Source organism: Nocardiopsis sp. MT53 (genome assembly GCF_019598965.1).
GTDB lineage: Bacteria > Actinomycetota > Actinomycetes > Streptosporangiales > Streptosporangiaceae > Nocardiopsis > Nocardiopsis changdeensis.
In genome coordinates this window covers 6,504,343-6,524,271 of the sequence record NZ_CP080599.1, presented here as the reverse complement: position 1 = coordinate 6,524,271, position 19,929 = coordinate 6,504,343, and the positions used below count along the sequence as shown (strand labels likewise).

Here is a 19,929-nt window from a genome sequence, read left to right as displayed (position 1 = left end):
CGGTCACGGGATGCCGTCCGGGTGGGCCTGGAGCCACTCCTGGCCGTCCTCGGGGGTGGTGTAGAGGTCGATCGGCGCCGGGGTGACGAACTCCTCGGGCGCGTCGCCCGCGATGATGCGCTGGACGGTCTCGCCCGCCAGCAGTCCGACCGCGGTGCCGGAGATGTCGACGTTGGCCTTGAGGATCCGGTGGTCGGCGAGCGCGCGGGCGGCGTCGGTGGACATGTCGCTGCCGAAGACCACGACCTCCCCGGCCAGGTTCCGGTTGGTGACCGCGCGGACCGCGCCCATGGTGGCGCCGCCGGCCTCGCCGTAGAAGGCGTCGAGGTCGGGGTGCGCGGTGAGCAGGCGCTCGCCCACGTCGACGGCCTCGTCGATGGTGGCGCCCTCCTGGTTGGCGACGATCTCGGCGTCGGGCAGGCGGTCGAAGAGCGCCTCCTCGAAGCCCTCGCGGCGCTGTACGCAGACCTCGACGAACTCGCAGTTCAGGACCGCGATGGAGGGGTCGTCCACGCCCTCGGACTCGAAGTGGTCGGCGGCGGCCTCGCCGAGCAGGCGGCCGAACTCGTGGGGGTCGCCCAGGATGTAGGAGGTGACGTACTCCCGCGCGGCCTCGTCCTCGATGCAGGTGTTGTAGCAGACCACCGGCACCCCGCTCTCGTGCGCCAGGCGCACGGCCGGGATGGAGGCGGTGGCCGAGACCGGGGACAGGACCAGGGCGTCGACGTCGGCCGAGGAGGCGATGTCGACGAAGGTGCTCTCCTCGGAGGCGTCGCCGCGGGCGTTGAGCTCCAGCAGCTGGATCTCGCTGCCCGAGCCCTCGGCGTAGTCCTGCATGCCTTGGCGGACCCCCGCGTAGAAGCCCTGGGCGTCCATGTAGACGACGCCGATGCGCCCGTCCTCGCCGAGCCGGGCGCCGCAGCCGGCGAGCACCAGCACGCACATGACGGCGGCGAGAGCGGCGAGCGGCCGTTGTGGTGGCCGTCTGCCCATGGGGGACCTCCTTGGCGTAGGGCGTACGTGCTCACCTGCGCGAACGCCTTCCTCAACTGCGGATGAGCATGTCAGAGTGGCCCAGGTAACGTCAAGAATAAATAGTAATTAATTATTTTTTCGGGCGCTCGGGGGCATGGGGAGGCCCCGCGGCGGGCGGCGGGGTGCCGTGTGCCGCGGGGCCTCCCGGGGGTCAGGCGCCCCGGTTGAGCCACCAGATCGCGGCGTTGAGCGCGGTCGCGAACGCCACCCACGCCCAGTACGGGACCAGGAGCAGGGCGGCGGCGGCCGAGGTCCGCCGGAAGGCCGCGATCGTCACGGTGATCAGCGCGAGCAGCAGCACGATGTCCACCAGGGCCGTGCCGCGCAGGCCCGCGGCGAAGAACAGCGGCGTCCACAGGGCGTTGAGGACGAGCTGCCCCGCGAAGAGGGCCAGGGCGGTGCCGCGCAGGGCTCCCCGCCGCCACACCAGCCATCCCGCCAGCGCGATCGCGGCGTACAGCACGGTCCACACCGGGCCGAACACCGAGGAGGGCGGGGCCCAGTCGGGCCGGGTCAGGCTCGCGTACTCGCCGGCGGTGTCGGGGCTGGCCAGGACACCGACGAGGGCGCTGCCGAAGGCCGCGGCCAGCAGTACCGCCAGCGCCGCGGCCTGGGCCGGGACCGAGGGGCGCGGGTCCGTGTCGCGGGGTGCTGCGGTTCCCATGGAGTCCTCCGGGGTCGTGGCGTGCACCGGCGGCGGACGTGTCCGTCACCGGAAGTCCTGACAAGAAAGTATCTTGGATTCCGTGCTAAATCCACGAAAAGCGATGATCGAATCACTGAAAGTGACGGGCTCCCGACTCCGGGGAACCGCGGGAGGGCCCCGGTGAGCCCCGCGCTGCGCCGGACGCTCATCGCGGCCGCGGTCGTCCTCGCCCTCCTGGCCGCGGCGGTCGGCGGGTTCGCCGCCTGGGGCCTGAACGCCTACCGCGCCGAGCCGGCCCCCTTGGGGGAGGCCCTCGCGCTGCCCGGGGTGCGGACCGAGATCGCCGACGACGCCGTCGTCCTCACCCCCGCCGACGGCGGGGACGGCACCGGGGTCGTGTTCTACCCCGGCGCCCGGGTGGAGGCCGAGGCCTACGCCGCGTCCTGGGCGCCGATCGTCCAGGACACCGGGGTCACCGTGGTCATCCCCCGGATGCCCCTCAACTTCGCGGTCCTGGACCCCGACCGCGCCGACGAGGCCGCGGCCGCCCACGGCGAGGGCGTGGACCGCTGGTACCTGGGCGGGCACTCCCTCGGCGGGGCCATGGCCGCCTCCCACGCCGGCGGCGACCCCGACCTCGCCCCGGCCGGGCTCGTGCTGTGGGGCTCCTACGCCACCGAGGGGGCCGGGCTGGCCGACCGCGACGACCTGCGGGTGCTGTCCGTCTCCGGTAGCGAGGACGCCCTATCCGACCCGGCGACGATCGAGGCCAACGGCCCCCACCTGCCCGCCGACGCGGAAAGCGTGGAGATCGACGGCATGAACCACGCCCAGTTCGGCGCCTACGGGGACCAGTCCGGGGACGGGACCGCCCGGATCTCCGACACCGACGCCCGCGGCGCCCTGGCCGAGGCCGTGACCGCCTTCCTCGCACAGGACCCGGGACAGGGACGGGACTGAGGAACCGGCGGATCGGGCCCCGCCCGGCCCGTCCGCTGGACTGCGGCCGCTCCCGCGCTAGCGTGTCCACAGGCGGCGAGGCCGCGAGGCGACGACGCGAGGAGCGGCATGGTCTTCCGGTACGAGAGCGTGGTGCCCGCACCGCGGGACGAGGTCTTCGCCTGGCACGGGCGGCCGGGGGCGTTCGCGCGCCTGGGCCCGCCCTGGCAGCCGGTCCGGCTCACCGCCGAGGCCGACTCCCTGCGCGACGGGACGGCGGTGCTGACCTTCCCCGGCGGCCTGCGCTGGGTCGCCGCCCACCTGCCCGAACGCTACGACCCGCCCCGCCGCTTCGCCGACCGGCTGGCCGCCCCGCCGCTGTCGGCGGTGCTGCGGTGGACGCACGCCCACGACTTCGAGGAGGACGGGGACGGCACCCGCGTCGTCGACCGGGTCGCCACCTCCCTGCCCGACGCGGTGCTGCGTCCCATGTTCGCCTACCGGCACGCCCAGCTCGCCGACGACCTGGCCGCACTGGAGCGCTCCCGCGCCTGGTCGGGCCGCCCGGTGACCGTCGCCGTCACCGGGGCGGGCGGCCTGGTCGGCCGCAACCTGTGCGCGCTGCTCACCACCTCCGGCCACCGGGTGGTCCGGCTGGTGCGGCGCGACCCGCGCGACGCCGGGGAACGGCGCTGGGACCCCGCCGCGCCCGCCCCCGACCTGCTCGACGGAGTGGACGCCCTGGTGCACCTGGCGGGGGAGCCGCTGTTCGGCCGCTTCACCGACGGGCACAAGGACGCGCTGCGCGCCAGCCGGGTCGGGCCCACCCGGGCACTGGCCGAACTGGTCGCCGCCCGGGCCGGGGACGGCGGCCCGCGCGTGCTCGTCACCGCCTCCGCGATCGGCTACTACGGGCCCGACCGCGGCGACGAGGTGCTCACCGAGGACAGCCCCCGCGGCAACGGGTTCCTGGCCGACCTGGTCGCCGACTGGGAGGCGGCGACCGGCCCGGCCGTCGCCGCGGGCGTGCGGTGCGTCCAGGTGCGCACCGGCATCGTGCAGACCCCGGCGGGCGGGGTGCTGGGACTCCAGTACCCGCTGTTCGAGGCGGGGCTGGGCGGCCGGATCGGCCACGGGCGGCAGTGGCTGTCGTGGATCGGCGCCGATGACCTGTCCGACGTCTACGTGCGCGCGGTCCTCGACGAGGACCTGTCGGGCCCCGTCAACGGGGTGACCCCCTACCCGGTGCGCGGCGCCGACCACGCGCGGACCCTCGCCCGCACCCTGCGCCGCCCGGCGCTCCTGCCCGTCCCCGGCTGGGCCCCGGCGGTCGTGCTGGGCCGGGAGGGCGCGGACGAGGTCGCGCTGGCGGACCAGCGGGTGGTGCCCACCCGCCTGCTGGCGGCGGGCCACCGGTTCCGGTACCCGTACCTGGAGGGGGCGCTGGCCCACCTGTTCGGCCGCGCCGTGCGGTCCTGACCCGGGGTCGGGTCACACCCGGCCGGAGGCCAGCGCGCCCTCGGTCCCCGCCAGGCCGATCTCGACGCTGTCGATCCGGTCCAGGGGCAGCGCGGTGGAGGCCCCCAGCCCCGAGGGGGAGCCGGACTCCGACCACGACCACGTGGCCGCCGTCGACCGCCCGCCCTCCTCGTCCACCAGGACGAGCGTGTACACGATGCCCTCGTCCCCGCCGCTGGCCGGGTAGTCGCAGGTCCAGTCGAACCGGGTCCCCCAGGCCGTGGGGGTGACCGTCACCGACGCCCGCAGCTCGACCTCGCCCACCGGGCTCAGCTCGACGGTCCGCGGCGCCTGCGCCACCGGCGCGGCGGGCTCCGGCGCCCCCGGCCCGCGGCCCAGCCGCCGACCCCGGCCGCCAGGACCGCGCCGGCCGCGACCGACGCCAGCAGCGCCCGGCCCCGGTTCCGGCGCCGCCGGGCCGCCGCGGCCACCGACGCCAGCGGGACGGCGTCCGGCGCCCCGGGCGCGGGCGGGCCGTCCGCCGCGGCCAGGGCCTCCTCCGCGGGCACCGCGCCCAGCAGGCCGGGCATGCCGGCCAGCTCCGCGACGGCCTCCCGGCAGGAGCCGCAGACCAGCAGGTGCTCCTCGAACTCGCGGCGCTCCCGCGGGTTCAGCGCGCCCAGGACGTACGCGCCGTCCCACTCGCGGTACGGGTCGCCCCCGCCCGCCACCGGGGAGGTCATGGCGAGACTCCTTTCTCCTGGAGGGCCAGGCGCATGGCGCGCAGGGCGTAGTGCAGGCGGGACTTGACGGTCCCCGCCGGGATCCGCAGCTCGGCGGCGAGCTCCTCCACCGACCGGCCGCGGTAGTACGCCCCCACGACCACGGCCCGGTGCTCGGCGGACAGCGCGGACAGGGCGTCCGAGACCAGCCACGCGTCCAGCACCGCCTGGCTGCGGTCGGCCTGGGGGCTCTCCGGCGGCCGGTCGGTGGTGAGCTCGCGGGAGTGCCGGGCGCTGCGCCTCTCATCGATGACGAGGTTGCGGGCGACCGTGTACAGCCAGGCCCGGACGGCGCCCTCCTCGCGGGCCATGACCTCGGGACGGCGCCAGGCGCGCAGCAGGGTCTCCTGGACCACGTCCTGGGTCAGGGGGACGTCGCCGGTCAGCCGCAGCACGTACCGGTGCAGCCTGTCGGCGTGCGCCGCGTGCAGCGCGGTGAGCAGGTCCTCCCGGGGACCCGCCCGCCCGCCGGGGCCGTGCGGGTCCATGGTCACGGATTCTGTACGAGGTCGAGCAGGAACTCGACCTCGCCGGCCTCCTCCACGGACACGAAGCCGAGGTCGGGGGCCTGGACGCCGAAGTCGGCGAAGGTGACGGGGACGCTCCCGGCGACCCGCGCCCCGGTCTCGGTGAGGCCGACCTCGGCGTCGACGGTCACCGGCAGGGTGACCCCGTGGACGGTGAGGTCCCCGACCAGCGCCACGGACTCGGCGCCCGGCTCCACGGCCGCCGGCTCGGTCAGCGCGAACGTCGCGGTCGGGAACTCGTCGGTGTTCAGGGCGTTGTCGCGGAAGTACGCGTCGCGGGCGTCGCTGTCGGTGGCGACCGTGGCCATGTCCACGGTGATCTCGGCGGCGGTGACCGACCCGTCCGCGACGGAGACGGTGCCCGTCACGTCCGGGGTGCGGCCGGTGACGGTGACGTCCTCGCCCTGGAGCACCTCGTCCACCCGGTACCCGGCGTAGGACTCGCCCCCGGCCACGGTCCAGTCGCCGTCGAATTCGGCCGCGTCGGTCACGTCGGCCACCCCGGGGGAGTCGACGGCGGGCTCCTCGGCGGCCCGGTCGGCGTTCATCCCCGCGTACAGGCCGGGGCCGAACACCAGGGCCGCCCCGCCCAGCACCACGACGGCCGCGCCCGCCCCGACCGCGATCTTCGTTCCGGTTCGCATGGTCCCCCTCGGGTTCGTGGATCACCGGTCGTCCGCACCCGGTGCGTCCGACTCCTCACCCCGGGAAACGGGGGAGGGGGTCCTCCGGTTCAACGCCGGGGGGTATGAACGGCGTCACTCGGCGGCGGGCTCCCGGCGCAGCAGGTCGCCGGGCTGGCAGTCGAGGGCCTCGCAGAGGGCGTCCAGGGTCGTGAAGCGCACGGCCTTGGCCCGGCCGTTTTTGAGGACGGCGAGGTTGGCGGGGGTGATGCCGACACGCTCGGCCAGCTCGCCGACGGACATCTTGCGCCGGGCCAGCATCACGTCGATGTCGACGACGATCGGCATCACACGACCTCTTTCGGTTCGGCCTGCGTCCGGGGGGCCTCGGCGCTGCCGACGATACCGAACACCGTCCCGGGAGCGGCGTACGGCGGCGCGGCCGGGTCTTCCATGGACTCCCCTCCATCGGACAACGATAGGAATCTATCGAAATTCGATATATAGGGCAAGGGGGGTGGGGCCTCGCCCGTGCTCAGGGCCGGTCCGGGTCCGCGGCGAGGTCCTCCAGGAGGAGGTCCGCCGCGCGCTCGCCGATCATGAAGGTCGGGCCGGCGGTGTTGCCCGCCGGGGTGAACGGCATGACCGAGGCGTCCGCGACCCGCAGCCCCGCCACGCCCCGCACCCGCAGCCGCGGGTCGACCACCGCGAGGGCGTCGGTCCCCATGCGCGCGGTGCCCACCTGGTGGTGCCCGGCGTCGGCCGCCGCGTGCACGTAGGCCCGCAGGTCCACCTCGCCGGGGTGCACCTCGGCGGCCACGTGGGCGGCCAGCTCCGGACGGCGCACCAGCTCCCGCAGCACCGCGACCTCCTCGATCAGGGCCTCCACGTCCCTGGGGTCGGACAGCGTGGCGGGGTCGATCCGCGGCGGGTCGGCGGGATCGGCCGAGCGCAGCCGCACCGTGCCCGTGCTGTACGGGTGCAGCACGACCGCCACCGTCGTGAACCCCGAGTCCGGCAGGCCCTCCTGCACGGTCGAGTAGACGTAGGGGATGACGATGCCCTGCCGGTCCGGGCGGATCATCGAGTTCTCGGTGCCCTCGCGGACCAGCTGCGCCTGCACCCCCATGCCCGGGACCCCGGGCGCCGCGCCGGCCCGCTCCCAGACCACCGGGACGACCGCGTGGTCGCGCAGGTTCTCGCCGACCCCGGGCAGGTCGACGACCCGGGTGATGCCGTGCTCGTGCAGGTGCCCGGCGGGCCCCACCCCCGAGAGCAGGAGGATCTGCGGTGTGCCGAACACGCCCGCGGCCAGGACCACCTCGCGCCGGGCCCGCACGGTCCGGGCCTCCCCGTCCGGGCCGCGGTACTCCACGCCGACGGCGCGGCCGTCCTCGATCAGTACGCGGGTCACGTGCGCCTCGGTGACCACGGTCAGCAGCGGGGAGCCCAGGACCGGGGCCACGTAGGCGCGCCAGGCGGTGACCCGGCCGCCGTCCACGAGGGTGGCCTGGACGAGGCTCGCCCCGAGGGGACCGCCGTCGTCGTTGTAGTCGTCGTTGCGCGGGTACCCCGCCCCCTCGGCCGCCGCGACGAACGCCGCGGCCACCGGGTCGGGGTCGTCGTTGCGCCGAACCGGTAGCGGCCCGCCGGTCCCGCGCCCGGCGCCCGGCCCGGGGCCGAAGTCCTCCAGCCTGCGGAAGTACGGTTCCACGTCCCGCCACGCCCAGCCGGCGGCCCCGGCGGCCTCCCAGGCGTCGAAGTCGGCGGCCGCGCCGCGGACGTAGGCCATCCCGTTGATCGCGCTGGTCCCGCCCAGGACCCTGCCGCGCGGCAGGTAGAGGGCGCGCCCGCCCAGGTGCTCCTGCGGCTCGGTGAGCAGACCCCAGTCGATCTCCGTGCCGAAGAGGGAGAACGCCGCGCGCGGGTCCTCGATGCCGGGCCGGGCGTCGGTGGGGCCCGCCTCCAGGACGGTCACCCGGTGCCCGGCGTCGATCAGCCGCCGGATCACCGGGGAGCCGCCCGGGCCCGTGCCGACCACGATGTAGTCGGCTCCCTCGCCGGTGCCGGTGTGAGTGGGGGTGTTCTCGTGGTGCATGGTCTCTTCCCAGTGGCCGGGGCGCCGCAGGGGAAACCCGGGGCGCCGGGAATGTACCCGATTCCGGGGAGGGTTCACCCCTCCCGGAGGTACGCACGAGCCGGGAAAACGACGGGCGGGCCGGCCGCACGGGGGAGTAGCGTGCGGGCATGGTGCCTCCCGAACAACTCCTCGCCTTCATCCCCGTCGCCCTCCTGCTGGTCCTCGTGCCCGGCCCCAGCGTCCTCTTCGTGGTCGGGCGCTCCCTCTCCCTCGGCCGCCGCGGCGGCCTGCTCAGCGTGCTCGGCAACGCCCTCGGCAACCTCCCCCTCATCGTCGCGGTCGCCTGCGGGGTCGGGGCGGTCGTCGCCGCCTCCGCGACGGCGTTCACCGTCCTGAAGCTGGCCGGGGCCGCCTACCTCGTCTGGCTCGGCATCTCGGCGATCCGCCACCGCCACCGGGCGGCCGAGCCGGAGCCGGCGGACGGCACGGCCACCCGGCTGCTGGCCCAGGGCTTCGTCGTCGGGGCGACCAACCCCAAGACCCTGGTGTTCTTCGCGGCGGTCCTGCCGCAGTTCACGGACCCGGCCGTCGGCTCGGTGCCCGCGCAGATCCTCCTGCTCGGCGCGGTCTTCGTCGCCATCGCCCTGGTGTGCGACGCCCTGTGGGCGCTGGGGGCGGGGCGGGCCCGCCACTGGTTCGACCGCTCCCCGCGGCGCCTGGCCGACCTGTCCGCCGGCGGCGGCGTGGCGATGATCGGCCTGGGCGGCGTCGTCGCCCTCTCGGGCCGCCACGCCTGAGGGCTCCGCCCCTGGCCGCCGCCGGGGCCGGGGGCGGGCCCGTGTTCCCACCGGGTCAGGCGAACATGCCGGGGCGGTAGCCGCCCGCGGGCTGGCGCGTCATGACGTTCAGGCGGTTGGCGGCGTTGATGACGGCGATGGCCGTCACCAGCGCCGTCAGCTCCTCCTCGCCGTAGTGCGCGGCGGCGTTGTCCCACACCTCGTCGGGCACGCCCCCGGCGGCGTCCGCGATGCGGGTGGCGTGCTCGGTCAGCTCCAGGGCGGCCCGCTCGGCGTCGGTGAACACCGTCGCCTCGCGCCAGGCCGAGACCAGGTGCAGGCGGGTGGAGGTCTCGCCCGCGTGCTCGGCGTCCTTGGTGTGCATGTCGACGCAGACACCGCAGCCGTTGATCTGGCTGGCCCGGAGCAGCACCAGCTCCCGGGTGACGTTGGACAGCGGCGAGTCGTCGAGGACCCGGCCGACCGCGGCGAGGTGCTTGAGGGCCTTCTCCGCGGCCGGGTTGCCGAGGAGCTTGAGACGGGTTTCCATGGAGGGCACTCCTTGCCATCGGTGGTGATGCACTGGTGCCCTTGAAGACACGGCGGACCCGCGTTCTGTGACACCTCCGGGAAAGGAGTCCGACGATCAGCCCCGGACCAGGCAGAACGGGTGGCCGGCGGGGTCCAGCAGCACCCTCCACCGCTCCGCGTTCGGCTGCCCGGCGGGCGCGGTCGCGCCCAGGGCCAGGAGTTCGGCCTGCGCGGTGTCCGGGTCCCCGACCGCGAAGTCGAGGTGGATCTGCTGGGGGACCTCCTGCCCGGGCCAGCGCGGCGGCCGGTACCCGTCGACCCGCTGGAAGGCCAGGGCGATGCCGTCCCCGGGCTCCAGCGCGGCGAAGTCGGCGGTGGACCGCGGGTCCAGGGGCAGGCCGGTGGCCCGCGAGTAGAACGCGGCCAGTTCCAGGGGGTCGGCGCAGTCGAGGGTGATCGCGGTCGGTCGCATGCGCATGGGGGCTCCGGTTTCCGGTTCGGGGACCGTCCCCTTCTACACCACGGGGCGGCGGGGGCGGGCCGCCCGGTCGGGGTGTCCGTATTGATCTACATTGTCCAGGTGGCGCTCCGAGTGTTCCAATTCCGTCGGAGGCAGGAGCGGAGAGCGCCGGACACCACTGCCCTGAACTGCGAGAACGGCGGACGGAGAACAGGTCGGGGACCGCTTGATCGGACCCCCGGCGGCCTCTAGGTTCGAGGGATGAACCCCCCGGAACCCCTCGCCCTGTTGCCCAAGGCCGACCTGCACGTCCACCAGGAGGCGACCCGCTACCTCGACCTGGTCCTGGCCGAACGCGAGGGCCGCGAGCCGTACGACTGGGCCGCCTGGCGCCGGCGGCTGGCGGCCGAGGTTCCGCCGGGCAGGGAGCGCCTGCTGCGGATCGGTTCGACGCAGCCGGTCCCACTCGCCCTGGACGCCGACGACGAGCTGTTCGTCGCGAGGTTCGCCGCGCTGATGCGCGACCACGCCGCCGCCGGCGCCTGCTACGTCGAGGTCCGCTGCGGAGGCGACGTCGTCACCCGCGACGGGTTCATGTCCCTGTTCCGCCGGGCCGAGCGCCAGGTCCGGGCCGAGTACCCGCGCCTGCGCGCCGAGGCCCTGGCGATCCTCGTCCACGGCGCGCGCGACCCCCGGCAGACGGCGGCCTTCGCCGAGGGCTGCGTCCGGGCGGCGGACGAGGGCCTGGCCGGGGTCGACTTCCTCTACACGCCCTACGACACCGAGGCGGACTGGACCCCCATGTACCGGCTGGCGGAGCGGTTCGCCGAGGCCGGGCTGGGGATCACGGCGCACGCGGGCGAGGTGTCGACGGCCAACATCGCCGCGGCCGCGGCGATGCCGGGCCTGACCAGGATCGGACACGGCGTCCACGCCGCGGCGGACCCGGAGCTGATGCGCCTGCTGGCCGACCGGGGCGTGACGCTGGAGTGCGCGCTGACGTGCAACGCCTACTTCGGGGTCCTGCCGGAGGTCGACGGGCATCCGCTGACGAGGCTGGTCGAGGCGGGCGTCCCGGTCACCCTGGCCACGGACAACCCCGTCCAGCTCGGCACGACGATCGAGCGGGAGTACGCCCTGGCGGCCGGGCTCGGCCTGGGGCCCGAGCGGCTCGCGGACCTCACGCGCAACGCGATCCGGGCGGCGTTCACCTCCGACGAACGCAAGGCCGCGATGCTCGCCGAACTGGCGGAGGCCGAGCGGGCCCGGCTCAGCGGCGGGCGCGGCGGTCCAGCCAGGCGGTGACCAGCTCCAGGGTCCGCGCCCCGTCGATGTCGTGCAGCAGCTCGTGGTAGCCGCCCTCCACCGGGTGGAACTCCTTGTCCTCGACGGGCAGGGACTCCACGAACGCGCGGCTCTGCCCGGCGTCGGTGACGTTGTCCCCGGTGCCGTGCACCACCAGGCACGGGGTGCGCCAGTGCGCGATCCTTCGGCGGACGCCCGCGTTGACCTCCAGCACGCTCGCCGCAGTCCGTAGGGGCATGCGCCCCCGGAAGACCCGTGTGTCCCGCTCGCCCGCCTCGACGTACTCCGCGACGCGGGTGAGCCGGGCGGGTCCGCGCCGGGGGATCGGCGCGGGCAGCCGGGGGAACAGCAGCCCCACCAGCTTCACGGCCTCGAGTACCGGTGGCGGCGGGAGCGGGATCAGGGCCGGGGAGGTCAGCACCACGCCCGCAACGTCCTGCGGGTCGACGGTGACCGATCCCGCCGTCACCAGCCCGCCCAGGGAGTGCCCGAAGAGCAGGACCGGCAGGCCCCGTTCGCGCATGCGCCGCCGCGTCAGCACGTGGTCGACCACGGAGCGGCGCACGTCCGGCGACCCGGGGCGGCCGGGGGAGTCGCCGTGTCCCTCCAGATCCTGGGCCCACACCTCGAAACCGAGTTCCACCAGGTGCGGGATGAGGCCGCCGTAGAGGGTGACGTACCGCTCGGAGTACTCGGAGTAGCCGTGCTGGAGCTGGACCAGGGCCCGGGGCGGCCCGGCGGTCTCCCACACGTGGACGCCCTCGGGGGTGGTGGTGTGCGCGGTCACGGGTGCTCCTGTCGTTCGGGGAGGGCACTGAGCCGGGCCGCCTGCATGGCCCCCAGCCTGCGCACGAACAGGACGGTGGCCACGACGGTCGGAACGACCAGCAGGTGCAGGGCCATACTGCCCCAGACGGCCGGGGTGAACTCGTAGGTGTACGGCGGGCCGCCGCGACCTCGTCGGCGAAGCGGCGCCGGAAGGTAACGTCCTCGGACAGCTCGGGCCGCACGGCCTTGATCGCGACGAGGCGAGCGGCCGAGGAACACCTGTCCCCTTCCGCCGCAGCCGATCCGCCCGTGCAGTCGGTAGGGGGCGAGAGTGGTGGGGTCGTCGTCGCGCAGGGGAGAGGCCATGGCACCGTTTCGCCGGGGGCGGGTTGGCCACGATGATCGCAGAATCCGCGCCGGGGCAGGGGGTCCATGCCGGTTCCGGCCACGACCGCCCCGCTCCGGACTCCCTCCGCCTGAGTGCCCCCTTCCCGTTCCCACGGCGACGGGACCTCGGGTGTTCCCGGCGTCCCGGCGTCGTGGAACACGGGCACGGCGGGCGGATGCCGACCGCCCTCCGCCGCGAGGGCGGAGGGGCCGCCCGTGTGCGGTCGTCGCACACGGGCGGGGGAGGACCCGTCAGGTCCGGGACGGTCCCTGGATCATGGCGAGTGTCAGCACGTCACCGCCGATTCCCCAGCCGCCGTCGGCGACCTCCTCGACGAGGACCATGGTGTTGGGGCGGACCCGGTCGCCGTAGATCTCCGCGTACAGGTCCGTCGTGCGGTGGACGATGACCTCCTTCTGCTCCTCTGTCAGCGTGCCCGCGGGAACCTTGAAGTTGGCGTAGGGCATGGTCGTTCCTCCCGGTGATGCCGGCGCTCATGGCCGGCCCCCTCTGCGTGTCGGCACCAGACTCGCCGTGCCGGCGCCGCGGTTCCAGTGGCCGTTCACCCGGGGGGCGCCGCCCCCTGGATCAGCGCACGCGCCTGCCGGAGACTTGAGGGATGAACCTGACCGAACTCGGTGTCTTCCTGAGGTCGCGGCGCGACCGGATCCGCCCGGCGGACGTCGGCCTGCCCGGCGGGCCCCGGCGGCGGGTGCCGGGGCTGCGCCGGGAGGAGGTGGCCCAGCTGGCCGGGGCGTCCGTCGACTACTACATCGAGCTCGAACGCGGTAGCGCGCAGCCCTCCGAGCAGATGGCGGTGGCGCTCGCCCGCGCACTGCGCCTGGACTCGGACGAGCGTGACCACCTGTACCACCTGGCCGGACGCCCGGTCCCGCCCTCCGGGGGCCCGTCCTCGCACGTCCACCCCGGCATGCTGGACCTGCTCGACCGGTTGACCACCACACCCGCCCAGGTCATCACCGACCTGCACGTCACGCTCGTGCAGAACCGCCTCGCCGTCGCCCTGTTCGGGGCGGCCCCGCCCGCCACCGGCATGGGGGCGAGCTTCGTCCACCGGTGGTTCACCGACCCCGCGGCGCGGTCCCTCTACCCGGTGGAGGACCACCCGCGCCAGTCGTGGATGTTCGTCGCGGACCTGCGCGCGGCGATCGCCCGCCGCAACGGTCGCGAACGGGAGGAGGCCGATGCCCTGGTGGCCGACCTGCTGCGGCGCAGCGCGGAGTTCACGGCCCTGTGGGAACGGCACGACATCGCCGTGCGCCGCGGTGACCGGAAGCGGATCCTGCATCCGCGCCTGGGCGCCGTCGATGTGAACTGCCTGACCCTGTTCGGTGAGGACGGCCGACAGCGGCTGCTGTGGTTCAGTCCGGTCATCGGCACCGGGGCGGCGGAGCAGCTGGACCTGCTCTCGGTCCTGGGCACCCAGGACCTCGGGCCGGACGCCCGGCCCGGGAGCGATCACGCCTTCTCGTAGTCCAGGGCGGTGATGCCCGGGGGCGGGGTGTCGGCGCGGCGTCCTAGGCTCGGTCCATGGATCGTGAACCCCCCTTGGTGCGCGAGGTCCCCCCGGAGCTGGTCGCCGAGCTCGCCGCCCTGCTGGAGGCGGAGGGCGAGCGGGACCTGGCGATCGTCGCCCACGACATCCGGCTGGTGCGGGCGTGCGAGTGCGCCGACGACTTCTGCCAGAGCTTCTACACGGCGGACCACCCCCGGGGGACGAAGTTCAGCGAGGGGCACCGGACGGTGGCGCTGATGCCGGAGGTCGGCATGCTCCACCTGGACGTGGTGTTCGGCCGGATCGTGTACGTCGAGGTGCTGGGGCGGCCGCCGCTGCGGGCCCGCTGAGCGGCGTCCCGGGCGTCCCCGGCGGCCGGGGCGCGGGCGGTTCTCTTCTTTTTCTACCGGGCGGTGACGCGTCCCCCGGCGCGGGATCCCCGGCGGGGTCGGCGTTCCCGGACACGGGGAGAGCCATGCCCACCTTTGTTCGCTATGCGAACCTTTGTGCGTTCTGCGAAACAGTGGCAATATGCGTGATTGTGTCGCGCTTCACGCAGTGGACCGCCCTGCGTCACATCCACGACACGTACGTCGAGGCGCCCCCGCGCGCCCGGAACACCGAGGAGGCGCACCGTGAACCAGACCGCCCGCAGTGCCGGGTGGCTCATGCCCCTGTGCTGGACCGCCGTCATGCTCGACGGCTTCGACATGGTGGTGCTCGGCACCACGCTCCCCACCCTGCTCGACCAGGGCCAGTGGGGCATCACCCCCAACAGCGGATCCGCCGTGTCGACCGCGGGCCTGGCCGGGATGGCGATCGGCGCCCTGTCCATCGGCACCGTCACCGACGTCATCGGCCGCCGCAAGGTGCTGATCTTCGCCGTCGCGAGCTTCTCCCTCTTCACCGCGCTGTGCGCGGTGGCCCCCACCCTGTTCGTCTTCGGGCTGCTGCGCTTCCTGGCCGGCGTGGGCCTGGGCGGCTGCCTGCCCACCGCGATCGCCCTGGCCACCGAGTACGCCCGCAACGGCAAGGGCGGCAGCGCCACCACCACGCTGATGACCGGCTACCACGTGGGCGCCGTCCTCACCGCCCTGCTCGGCATCATCGTGCTGCCCTCCCTGGGATGGCGGGCCATGTACGTCATCGGCGCGCTGCCCGCCCTGGTGCTGGTGCCGCTGATGATCCGACACCTGCCCGAGTCGCAGTCCTTCGGGACCCCCGCCGCCAGGACCGGGACCGGCGGTGTGGGCGCGGGCCTGGCCTCGGTGAAGTCGCTGTTCCAGAACGGGTTCGCGCGCTCCACCCTGGCGTTCTGGCTGGCGTCCTTCACCGGCCTGCTGCTGGTGTACGGCCTGAACACGTGGCTGCCGCAGATCATGCGCGAGGCCGGGTACGAGCTGGACGCGGCCCTGGGCCTGCTGCTGGCGCTGAACGCGGGCGCGGTCGCGGGCCTGCTGGTCGCCGGGTCGGTGGCCGACCGGGTCGGCCCGCGCCGGGCGGCGCTGGTGTGGTTCGGGGTCTCGGCGCTGATGCTGGCGGCGCTGAGCATCAAGCTGCCGGGTGTCGGCGCGTACGTGGCGGTGTTCCTGGCGGGCTGCTTCGTGTTCAGCTCCCAGGTGCTGGTCTACGCCTACATCGGCCGCATGTTCCCGCCCGCGAACCGGGCGACGGCGCTGGGCTGGTCGGCGGGCGTGGGGCGCCTGGGCGCGATCACCGGCCCGATCATCGGCGGCGTGCTGCTGACGGCGGGGCTGGCCTACCCGTGGGGGTTCTACATCTTCGCGGTGGTCGGCCTGGTCGGCGGGCTCGCGGTGTTCGCGGCCAAGCGCCCGGCCGCCGCGGGCGACCCTGCGGCCGGGACCGAGGCCGGGACCCGCGCCTGACCCCCGCCCGCACGGCCCGCCCCGGCCCCCCGGGACGGGCCGTGCCCCGAAGCCCGGACCTCCCCGGCCCGCGGTTCCGCCATCCGCGCCGTTCAGCCGTGCGGCCCCCTGCCCGCCGCCGAGTCGGCGAGGGGGCCGGACACGGGCCAGACGAGGACCTGGTTCCCGTCCGGATCGAGGAGCCGCAGGGACCCCGCCGTGTCGTCCGGCCCCGGGGGGAGGAGTTCCACCCCCTCCTTCGCGAGCCGTTCCCGGACGCCCTCGGGATCCCGGCAGGAGACGGTGACCTGCGCCGTACCGGAGCCGGAAAGGCCCGGGTGGTGGAGGAAGGCCAGCCAGCGGTTCAGGTACAGCACCTGACCGCTTCGGGCGACGCGGACGCCCAGGACGCGGGCGTAGAAGTCCCGGGTCCTCTCGACGTCCCGTACGTGGATCGCGACGCGGATGGCCAGGCCCGACGGCCCGGCCTCCGGATCACGGCCCCCGGTGTGCCGGGTGCGGTCCGGGGCCGCGGGGGAAGCGGGCCGGTCGACCACGACCTGCTGCCCGTCACCGAGGAGGAGGCGGACGCGGACGGTCGCCGCACCCTCCCGCCCTCCGTCCAGGACGGTGGTCCGCGCGCGCGAGACCGCGCGCCCGTCGGGGAAGGCCGCCGGCTCGCCGTGGTCCAGTTCCCCCGACCAGCGGTCCACGTCCACGACGGTTCCCGGGGGGCGCGTCTCCGCGTCCGTGTCCGCGCCGGCGGAGGCGGTGAGCAGGCGTTCGGCGATCCGTTCCAGGTAGGCGCGGTCCTGGAGGGTGTCGGCCGGCCCCGAGAGCCAGCCCGTCCCCTGGAGCGCCCCCAGGATCCCGCCCGTCATGGAGGCGAGGGTGTCGGTGTCGGCGTTGTTCAGGAAGGCCGCCTTCACCAGGCCGGAGCCGGGTTTGACGGCGAACCTCTCCGCCAGGTAGCAGGCCGCGGCGGCGGTGACGGTCCCGGCGCCGTTGACCGAGGGGTCGAAACAGCCGAGTTCGTGGAGGGTCTTCTCGTCGTCGGCGAGCGCGGACCTCTCCAGGGAGCGTTCACAGGTGCCCAGGAGCCCGCGCATCTCCTCGGCGGTGGCGCTCCAGGCGGTGTCGAAGCCGATGCCGCTGTTCTCCTCGAACGCGCGGACCCACTCCCGGGGAAGGGCCGAGCGGACGGGTACGGGATCCGGCCAGGCGGGTGTCGTGAGCAGCCAGGAGACCAGCCCCCCGTATTCCATGACCTCGGCGCGGTGCAGCATCCGCCCTACCGCGAGCGCGTGCACGACGGCCCCGACCAGGGCCCGGGGGTGTCCGTGGGTCGTGATCGCGTCCGACACGACCCGCGCGACCAGCTCCTCTTCGGTGCCCGGTCCCAGGAGCAGGGCGTGGGGGGCGGCGCGCATGGCCGCCCCGTTGGCCCCGGCCCGGAAATAGGCGTTCCTGTTCCCGGGGGCGCCGAGCCAGGGGGCCGTGCCGGAGCGCCAGGAGGCGGCGGCCCTGAGCACCGCCCGCCCGCCTCCCCTCTGGTAGACGGTCCAGGTGGGCAGTTCCACGGCGGTCAGGTGCTCCCACCAGCGGGGGCCCCGCAGGCAGGCCCGTGCGGTGGCCAGGAGCAACTGGGTGTCGTCGCTGTACTCGCCCGCCGCCACGGGGTCGCGGTAGCGCCGGTGGCGGGACCCGCCCCAGCGGTTCCAGGGGCGCGGTTCCAAAGAGGGTTCGGCGTGCCCGCTGCGGGCTTCCCCGATGATCCCGCTGCGCTGTTCCTGGGGCCAGCCCAGGGCGTCGCCCAGGGCCGCGCCCAGGAGCGATCCGCGGTACCGGTCGGGGTTGTTCTGCGTCGATGCGGGCTGCGTCATGCTCCCTCACGGTCGTGCGCCGGTGTCCAGGGGGCCGGGACGATGGGTACCCCCTCATGGATTCTCCTGCGCAGCTCGTTCTTGTCGAACAGCTCCGGGGAGACCGCCCAGACGAAGCGTTCCGGGCGCAGGCCGAACATGCGCAGCCTGGAGAACTCCTGGGCCGCCTGCTCCACGCCGGAGACCACGACGGCGGTGATGAACGAGGTGTCGATCGGACCGGGGACGAGGACCTCGGCCTGCAGGTCCGTGGCCGCGCCGGCCAGGTGCCGGTGCTTGCGCGTGTAGCCTCCCACACGCTCGGCGAAGCAGGATTCCAGGCCCTCGAGGCCCGCGCGCAGGTGGGATCCGCGTCCCGCGGCGGCGTTGCGCGGTGAGAACAGCGCTCCGGGACGGGCGACGAGGACGGGGGACAGCAGCACGCAGACCCAGTCCGGGTAATTGGTGTACTCGGGCCTCCTGCGGGCCTGGTCCAGATAGTAGGCGTTGGGGTATTGGAAGGTGCAGCAGATCTTGTCGGGATGCCCGTCGAACCGTTCCCTGTCGGTGGGCGAGAAGTATTCGGGGGCGTTCTCGGCCAGATCCCGGCTGCTGGTGATCCGGCCGTCCTCGATGATGTGCCGCAGATTCAGCGAAGGGGTGAAATGGGCGAGCCTGGTGACGCCGTACCGGCCCAGTGCCTCGTCGAACGCCGTTTCCGTGGCCGTCACGGCCGGACCTCCGTGAAGAGCGCGGGATCGGTGGGCAGGAGCGGGCTCCGCGTGCCGCTGTAGGTGATGACCAGTTCGGACCTGGCGCGGGTGATGGCCACATAGAGGAGCTTGGATTCGCGGGCGTGGGCGTCCTTCTCGTCGAAGGATTCCAGGACGTCCCTGTCGGGAATCCTCTCCGCCCCGCACAGGGGCAGGACGACCGCGTCGAATTCGAGTCCCTTGGCGGAGTGGTAGGTCGTCTTGTAGACGCCGGGCGGGGCCTGCCAGGTGAATCCGCCCTCCCTGAGCCGGGTGGCCCTGATCCCCCGGCAGGCGTGGTCGGCCGCCTCCCAGGTGCGCGCGATGACGGCGACGGTGCCGTCCCGGCCCAGGCGCTCGGCCGTCGCCCGGACGACCCGCAGCTCCTCGTCCTCGCCCGAGCACCGGACCAGGGTCGGCCGGGGGCCCGTGGCACGTGGCGCCAGGGGGGCGACGAAGTCGTCCGACTTCTCGAAGAACGGCATCTCGCTCACGGCGGTCGCCAGGTCGGCGATGGCCTTGGAGTTCCTGAGGTTGTCCCGGAAGCGCTCGACCCTGCGCACGCTCAGGCCGCAGGACTTCCAGGACATGGCCTGTCCATAGATCTGCTGTGCGTAGTCGCCGAAGAAGGTGACCGATCCGTCCTCGGGCACCGCGTCGACCAGGGACCGGATCTGCTCGGGGGACAGGTCCTGGCCCTCGTCGATCACGATGTGGCGGTACAGGTGCTCCCGCCGGTCGGCGGCCAGGCGCTCCCGGACGGCGGTGGCGATGTCGTCCCAGTCGAAGTCGTAGCCCGCGTCGCGCCGGAGGTCGCGGTAGTTCTCCATGACCTTCCAGATGACCGGGCGCAGCCCCCTGGAGAGCGGGGTCACCCGGCCGCGCCGTTCGGAGTCCGTGTAATGGTCGAGCTCGGTGAAGCCCATGCCCGAGATCCAGGAGATCTCGTCGGCGAACCAGGCGGGGCCCCGGTCCCACAGCCGGCTTCCCCGGTAGGCGGGGGAGACCGCGTCGACGGCCTTTTCGATGATCCGGATCCGGGCGGGGCCGCCGAGGATGTTGCTGCCGCGGACGAGTCCGGAGTTCGAGAGGTAGTGCCACGAGAAGCGCCCGTAGGTGCGGACGTCCAGGTCGCGGACCCGCAGGCCGGGAATGCCCTCCAGGTACTTGGCGAGGGTTTTGTTGTAGGTGACGAGAAGGGTTCTTCCGTGCCCTGGGGTATCGGGGGAGGAGAGATAGGCGGCGCGCCAGGCCGCCATGAGTGTCTTTCCTGTTCCTGCGGTTCCCAGGACCACGTGATGGCCGCTTCGGGGCAGGTATACGACGTCTCCCTGGCGCCCGCGGGGCGTGGGAAGGGACACAGGCGTCTCCTCTTTTCATTTGTCGAACGGATCACGGGAATCGGGGCTGAACGACCGATTCGGGACTCGAGCCCTTCGGGGGTGTCGGGGTGGTCTCGACCGGGGGTGTGTGATCTGTATTGATGTCATGAGGGGAGCGGAAAGCGCCATTAACCCTAGCGATCCCGGTCCGGGATCGCGAGCCGGTTTTCAGGGGTGATTTCCCCGCCGTTGACCGGCGCGGATATCCGGTACCGGGGAAAAAGGGGAGGCCGG

General features: G+C 74.0%; 22 protein-coding genes. 7 read left to right on the top strand and 15 right to left on the bottom strand.

The window, feature by feature from the left end; genetic code table 11:
* Positions 1 to 3: 3 nt before the first annotated feature.
* Both K1J57_RS29315 and K1J57_RS29310 read right to left on the bottom strand, forming a co-directional pair.
* Positions 4 to 993 carry a substrate-binding domain-containing protein gene (locus K1J57_RS29315; protein ID WP_220561932.1) on the bottom strand — a complete coding sequence of 330 codons (990 nt, stop codon included), beginning with the start codon at positions 991 to 993 and terminating at the stop codon, positions 4 to 6.
* 193 nt (positions 994 to 1,186) lie between these two features.
* Positions 1,187 to 1,699 carry a TspO/MBR family protein gene (locus K1J57_RS29310; RefSeq protein ID WP_220561931.1) on the bottom strand — a complete coding sequence of 171 codons (513 nt, stop codon included), beginning with the start codon at positions 1,697 to 1,699 and terminating at the stop codon, positions 1,187 to 1,189.
* Positions 1,700 to 1,861: 162 nt separating this feature from the next.
* Here K1J57_RS29310 and K1J57_RS29305 point away from each other — a divergent pair, with 162 nt between their 5' ends.
* Positions 1,862 to 2,641 carry an alpha/beta hydrolase gene (locus K1J57_RS29305; RefSeq protein ID WP_255646684.1) on the top strand — a complete coding sequence of 260 codons (780 nt, stop codon included), beginning with the start codon at positions 1,862 to 1,864 and terminating at the stop codon, positions 2,639 to 2,641.
* A 108-nt stretch (positions 2,642 to 2,749) separates the two neighbouring features.
* A complete protein-coding gene (locus tag K1J57_RS29300; protein WP_255646683.1) occupies positions 2,750 to 4,099 on the top strand; it encodes a TIGR01777 family oxidoreductase in 1,350 nt (449 codons plus the stop codon).
* A gap of 12 nt (positions 4,100 to 4,111) precedes the next feature.
* Here K1J57_RS29300 and K1J57_RS29295 read toward each other — a convergent pair whose 3' ends face one another.
* The 6 genes from K1J57_RS29295 to K1J57_RS29270 all read right to left on the bottom strand — a co-directional run bounded on the left by K1J57_RS29295 (position 4,112) and on the right by K1J57_RS29270 (position 8,108).
* Entirely contained in the window at positions 4,112 to 4,438 is a 327-nt protein-coding gene (locus K1J57_RS29295; protein WP_220561930.1) for a hypothetical protein, read from the bottom strand.
* Positions 4,408 to 4,821: an anti-sigma factor gene (locus K1J57_RS29290; protein WP_220561929.1), complete on the bottom strand. Its 414-nt coding sequence runs from the start codon at positions 4,819 to 4,821 to the stop codon at positions 4,408 to 4,410. Before K1J57_RS29290 ends, K1J57_RS29295 begins: the two co-directional genes overlap by 31 nt.
* A complete protein-coding gene (locus tag K1J57_RS29285) occupies positions 4,818 to 5,348 on the bottom strand; it encodes a sigma-70 family RNA polymerase sigma factor (RefSeq protein WP_220561928.1) in 531 nt (176 codons plus the stop codon). Before K1J57_RS29285 ends, K1J57_RS29290 begins: the two co-directional genes overlap by 4 nt.
* A gap of 2 nt (positions 5,349 to 5,350) precedes the next feature.
* Positions 5,351 to 6,031 carry a YceI family protein gene (locus K1J57_RS29280; RefSeq protein ID WP_220561927.1) on the bottom strand — a complete coding sequence of 227 codons (681 nt, stop codon included), beginning with the start codon at positions 6,029 to 6,031 and terminating at the stop codon, positions 5,351 to 5,353.
* 114 nt (positions 6,032 to 6,145) lie between these two features.
* Positions 6,146 to 6,358: a helix-turn-helix transcriptional regulator gene (locus K1J57_RS29275; RefSeq protein ID WP_220561926.1), complete on the bottom strand. Its 213-nt coding sequence runs from the start codon at positions 6,356 to 6,358 to the stop codon at positions 6,146 to 6,148.
* A 187-nt stretch (positions 6,359 to 6,545) separates the two neighbouring features.
* Entirely contained in the window at positions 6,546 to 8,108 is a 1,563-nt protein-coding gene (locus K1J57_RS29270) for a GMC family oxidoreductase (RefSeq protein WP_220561925.1), read from the bottom strand.
* A gap of 149 nt (positions 8,109 to 8,257) precedes the next feature.
* On the opposite strand from K1J57_RS29270, the gene K1J57_RS29265 reads away from it, so the two are divergent.
* Entirely contained in the window at positions 8,258 to 8,887 is a 630-nt protein-coding gene (locus K1J57_RS29265) for a LysE family translocator (RefSeq protein ID WP_220561924.1), read from the top strand.
* Positions 8,888 to 8,942: 55 nt separating this feature from the next.
* Here K1J57_RS29265 and K1J57_RS29260 read toward each other — a convergent pair whose 3' ends face one another.
* Positions 8,943 to 9,416, bottom strand: a complete 474-nt coding sequence (locus tag K1J57_RS29260) for a carboxymuconolactone decarboxylase family protein (protein ID WP_220561923.1) — start codon at positions 9,414 to 9,416, stop codon at positions 8,943 to 8,945.
* A 96-nt stretch (positions 9,417 to 9,512) separates the two neighbouring features.
* Complete coding sequence (locus K1J57_RS29255; protein WP_255646682.1) at positions 9,513 to 9,875, bottom strand: VOC family protein; 363 nt, start codon at positions 9,873 to 9,875, stop codon at positions 9,513 to 9,515.
* A 243-nt stretch (positions 9,876 to 10,118) separates the two neighbouring features.
* Between K1J57_RS29255 and K1J57_RS29250 the strand changes: the two genes are divergently transcribed.
* A complete protein-coding gene (locus tag K1J57_RS29250) occupies positions 10,119 to 11,162 on the top strand; it encodes a hypothetical protein (protein ID WP_220561922.1) in 1,044 nt (347 codons plus the stop codon).
* Here the strand turns inward: K1J57_RS29250 and K1J57_RS29245 are convergent.
* Both K1J57_RS29245 and K1J57_RS29240 read right to left on the bottom strand, forming a co-directional pair.
* Positions 11,128 to 11,949, bottom strand: coding sequence for an alpha/beta fold hydrolase (locus K1J57_RS29245; RefSeq protein WP_220561921.1), 822 nt, complete (start codon positions 11,947 to 11,949; stop codon positions 11,128 to 11,130). The two genes, K1J57_RS29250 and K1J57_RS29245, sit on opposite strands and share 35 nt — an antisense overlap.
* 620 nt (positions 11,950 to 12,569) lie before the next feature.
* The gene (locus K1J57_RS29240) at positions 12,570 to 12,785 is read right to left on the bottom strand and encodes a 4-oxalocrotonate tautomerase family protein (protein WP_220561920.1); all 216 of its coding nucleotides are present in this window, start codon (positions 12,783 to 12,785) and stop codon (positions 12,570 to 12,572) included.
* Between the two features lie 152 nt (positions 12,786 to 12,937).
* Here K1J57_RS29240 and K1J57_RS29235 point away from each other — a divergent pair, with 152 nt between their 5' ends.
* From K1J57_RS29235 to K1J57_RS29225, 3 genes are all read left to right on the top strand, one after another.
* Entirely contained in the window at positions 12,938 to 13,813 is an 876-nt protein-coding gene (locus K1J57_RS29235) for a helix-turn-helix domain-containing protein (RefSeq protein ID WP_220561919.1), read from the top strand.
* Positions 13,814 to 13,869: 56 nt separating this feature from the next.
* Positions 13,870 to 14,184: a hypothetical protein gene (locus tag K1J57_RS29230; RefSeq protein WP_220561918.1), complete on the top strand. Its 315-nt coding sequence runs from the start codon at positions 13,870 to 13,872 to the stop codon at positions 14,182 to 14,184.
* 285 nt (positions 14,185 to 14,469) lie between these two features.
* Positions 14,470 to 15,720 carry an aromatic acid/H+ symport family MFS transporter gene (locus K1J57_RS29225; RefSeq protein ID WP_255646681.1) on the top strand — a complete coding sequence of 417 codons (1,251 nt, stop codon included), beginning with the start codon at positions 14,470 to 14,472 and terminating at the stop codon, positions 15,718 to 15,720.
* A gap of 92 nt (positions 15,721 to 15,812) precedes the next feature.
* On the opposite strand, the gene K1J57_RS29220 is transcribed toward K1J57_RS29225, so the two are convergent.
* From K1J57_RS29220 to K1J57_RS29210, 3 genes are read right to left on the bottom strand one after another with little or no spacing between them, the layout of a single operon-like run.
* Complete coding sequence (locus K1J57_RS29220) at positions 15,813 to 17,582, bottom strand: ADP-ribosylglycohydrolase family protein (RefSeq protein WP_220561917.1); 1,770 nt, start codon at positions 17,580 to 17,582, stop codon at positions 15,813 to 15,815.
* Positions 17,579 to 18,292, bottom strand: coding sequence for a DarT ssDNA thymidine ADP-ribosyltransferase family protein (locus K1J57_RS29215; protein WP_220561916.1), 714 nt, complete (start codon positions 18,290 to 18,292; stop codon positions 17,579 to 17,581). Before K1J57_RS29215 ends, K1J57_RS29220 begins: the two co-directional genes overlap by 4 nt.
* Positions 18,289 to 19,572 carry a 3'-5' exonuclease gene (locus K1J57_RS29210; protein WP_255646680.1) on the bottom strand — a complete coding sequence of 428 codons (1,284 nt, stop codon included), beginning with the start codon at positions 19,570 to 19,572 and terminating at the stop codon, positions 18,289 to 18,291. Before K1J57_RS29210 ends, K1J57_RS29215 begins: the two co-directional genes overlap by 4 nt.
* Positions 19,573 to 19,929 lie beyond the last annotated feature (357 nt).

What these genes read in the sequence shown, in the direction of transcription:
- K1J57_RS29315 (WP_220561932.1), bottom strand. Translation starts at nt 993, where the DNA reads ATGGGCAGACGGCCACCACAACGGCCGCTCGCCGCTCTCGCCGCCGTC.
- K1J57_RS29310 (WP_220561931.1), bottom strand. Translation starts at nt 1,699, where the DNA reads ATGGGAACCGCAGCACCCCGCGACACGGACCCGCGCCCCTCGGTCCCG.
- K1J57_RS29300 (WP_255646683.1), top strand. Translation starts at nt 2,750, where the DNA reads ATGGTCTTCCGGTACGAGAGCGTGGTGCCCGCACCGCGGGACGAGGTC.
- K1J57_RS29290 (WP_220561929.1), bottom strand. Translation starts at nt 4,821, where the DNA reads ATGACCTCCCCGGTGGCGGGCGGGGGCGACCCGTACCGCGAGTGGGAC.
- K1J57_RS29285 (WP_220561928.1), bottom strand. Translation starts at nt 5,348, where the DNA reads ATGGACCCGCACGGCCCCGGCGGGCGGGCGGGTCCCCGGGAGGACCTG.
- K1J57_RS29280 (WP_220561927.1), bottom strand. Translation starts at nt 6,031, where the DNA reads ATGCGAACCGGAACGAAGATCGCGGTCGGGGCGGGCGCGGCCGTCGTG.
- K1J57_RS29275 (WP_220561926.1), bottom strand. Translation starts at nt 6,358, where the DNA reads ATGCCGATCGTCGTCGACATCGACGTGATGCTGGCCCGGCGCAAGATG.
- K1J57_RS29270 (WP_220561925.1), bottom strand. Translation starts at nt 8,108, where the DNA reads ATGCACCACGAGAACACCCCCACTCACACCGGCACCGGCGAGGGAGCC.
- K1J57_RS29265 (WP_220561924.1), top strand. Translation starts at nt 8,258, where the DNA reads ATGGTGCCTCCCGAACAACTCCTCGCCTTCATCCCCGTCGCCCTCCTG.
- K1J57_RS29260 (WP_220561923.1), bottom strand. Translation starts at nt 9,416, where the DNA reads ATGGAAACCCGTCTCAAGCTCCTCGGCAACCCGGCCGCGGAGAAGGCC.
- K1J57_RS29255 (WP_255646682.1), bottom strand. Translation starts at nt 9,875, where the DNA reads ATGCGCATGCGACCGACCGCGATCACCCTCGACTGCGCCGACCCCCTG.
- K1J57_RS29250 (WP_220561922.1), top strand. Translation starts at nt 10,119, where the DNA reads ATGAACCCCCCGGAACCCCTCGCCCTGTTGCCCAAGGCCGACCTGCAC.
- K1J57_RS29240 (WP_220561920.1), bottom strand. Translation starts at nt 12,785, where the DNA reads ATGCCCTACGCCAACTTCAAGGTTCCCGCGGGCACGCTGACAGAGGAG.
- K1J57_RS29235 (WP_220561919.1), top strand. Translation starts at nt 12,938, where the DNA reads ATGAACCTGACCGAACTCGGTGTCTTCCTGAGGTCGCGGCGCGACCGG.
- K1J57_RS29230 (WP_220561918.1), top strand. Translation starts at nt 13,870, where the DNA reads ATGGATCGTGAACCCCCCTTGGTGCGCGAGGTCCCCCCGGAGCTGGTC.
- K1J57_RS29220 (WP_220561917.1), bottom strand. Translation starts at nt 17,582, where the DNA reads ATGACGCAGCCCGCATCGACGCAGAACAACCCCGACCGGTACCGCGGA.
- K1J57_RS29210 (WP_255646680.1), bottom strand. Translation starts at nt 19,572, where the DNA reads ATGGCGGCCTGGCGCGCCGCCTATCTCTCCTCCCCCGATACCCCAGGG.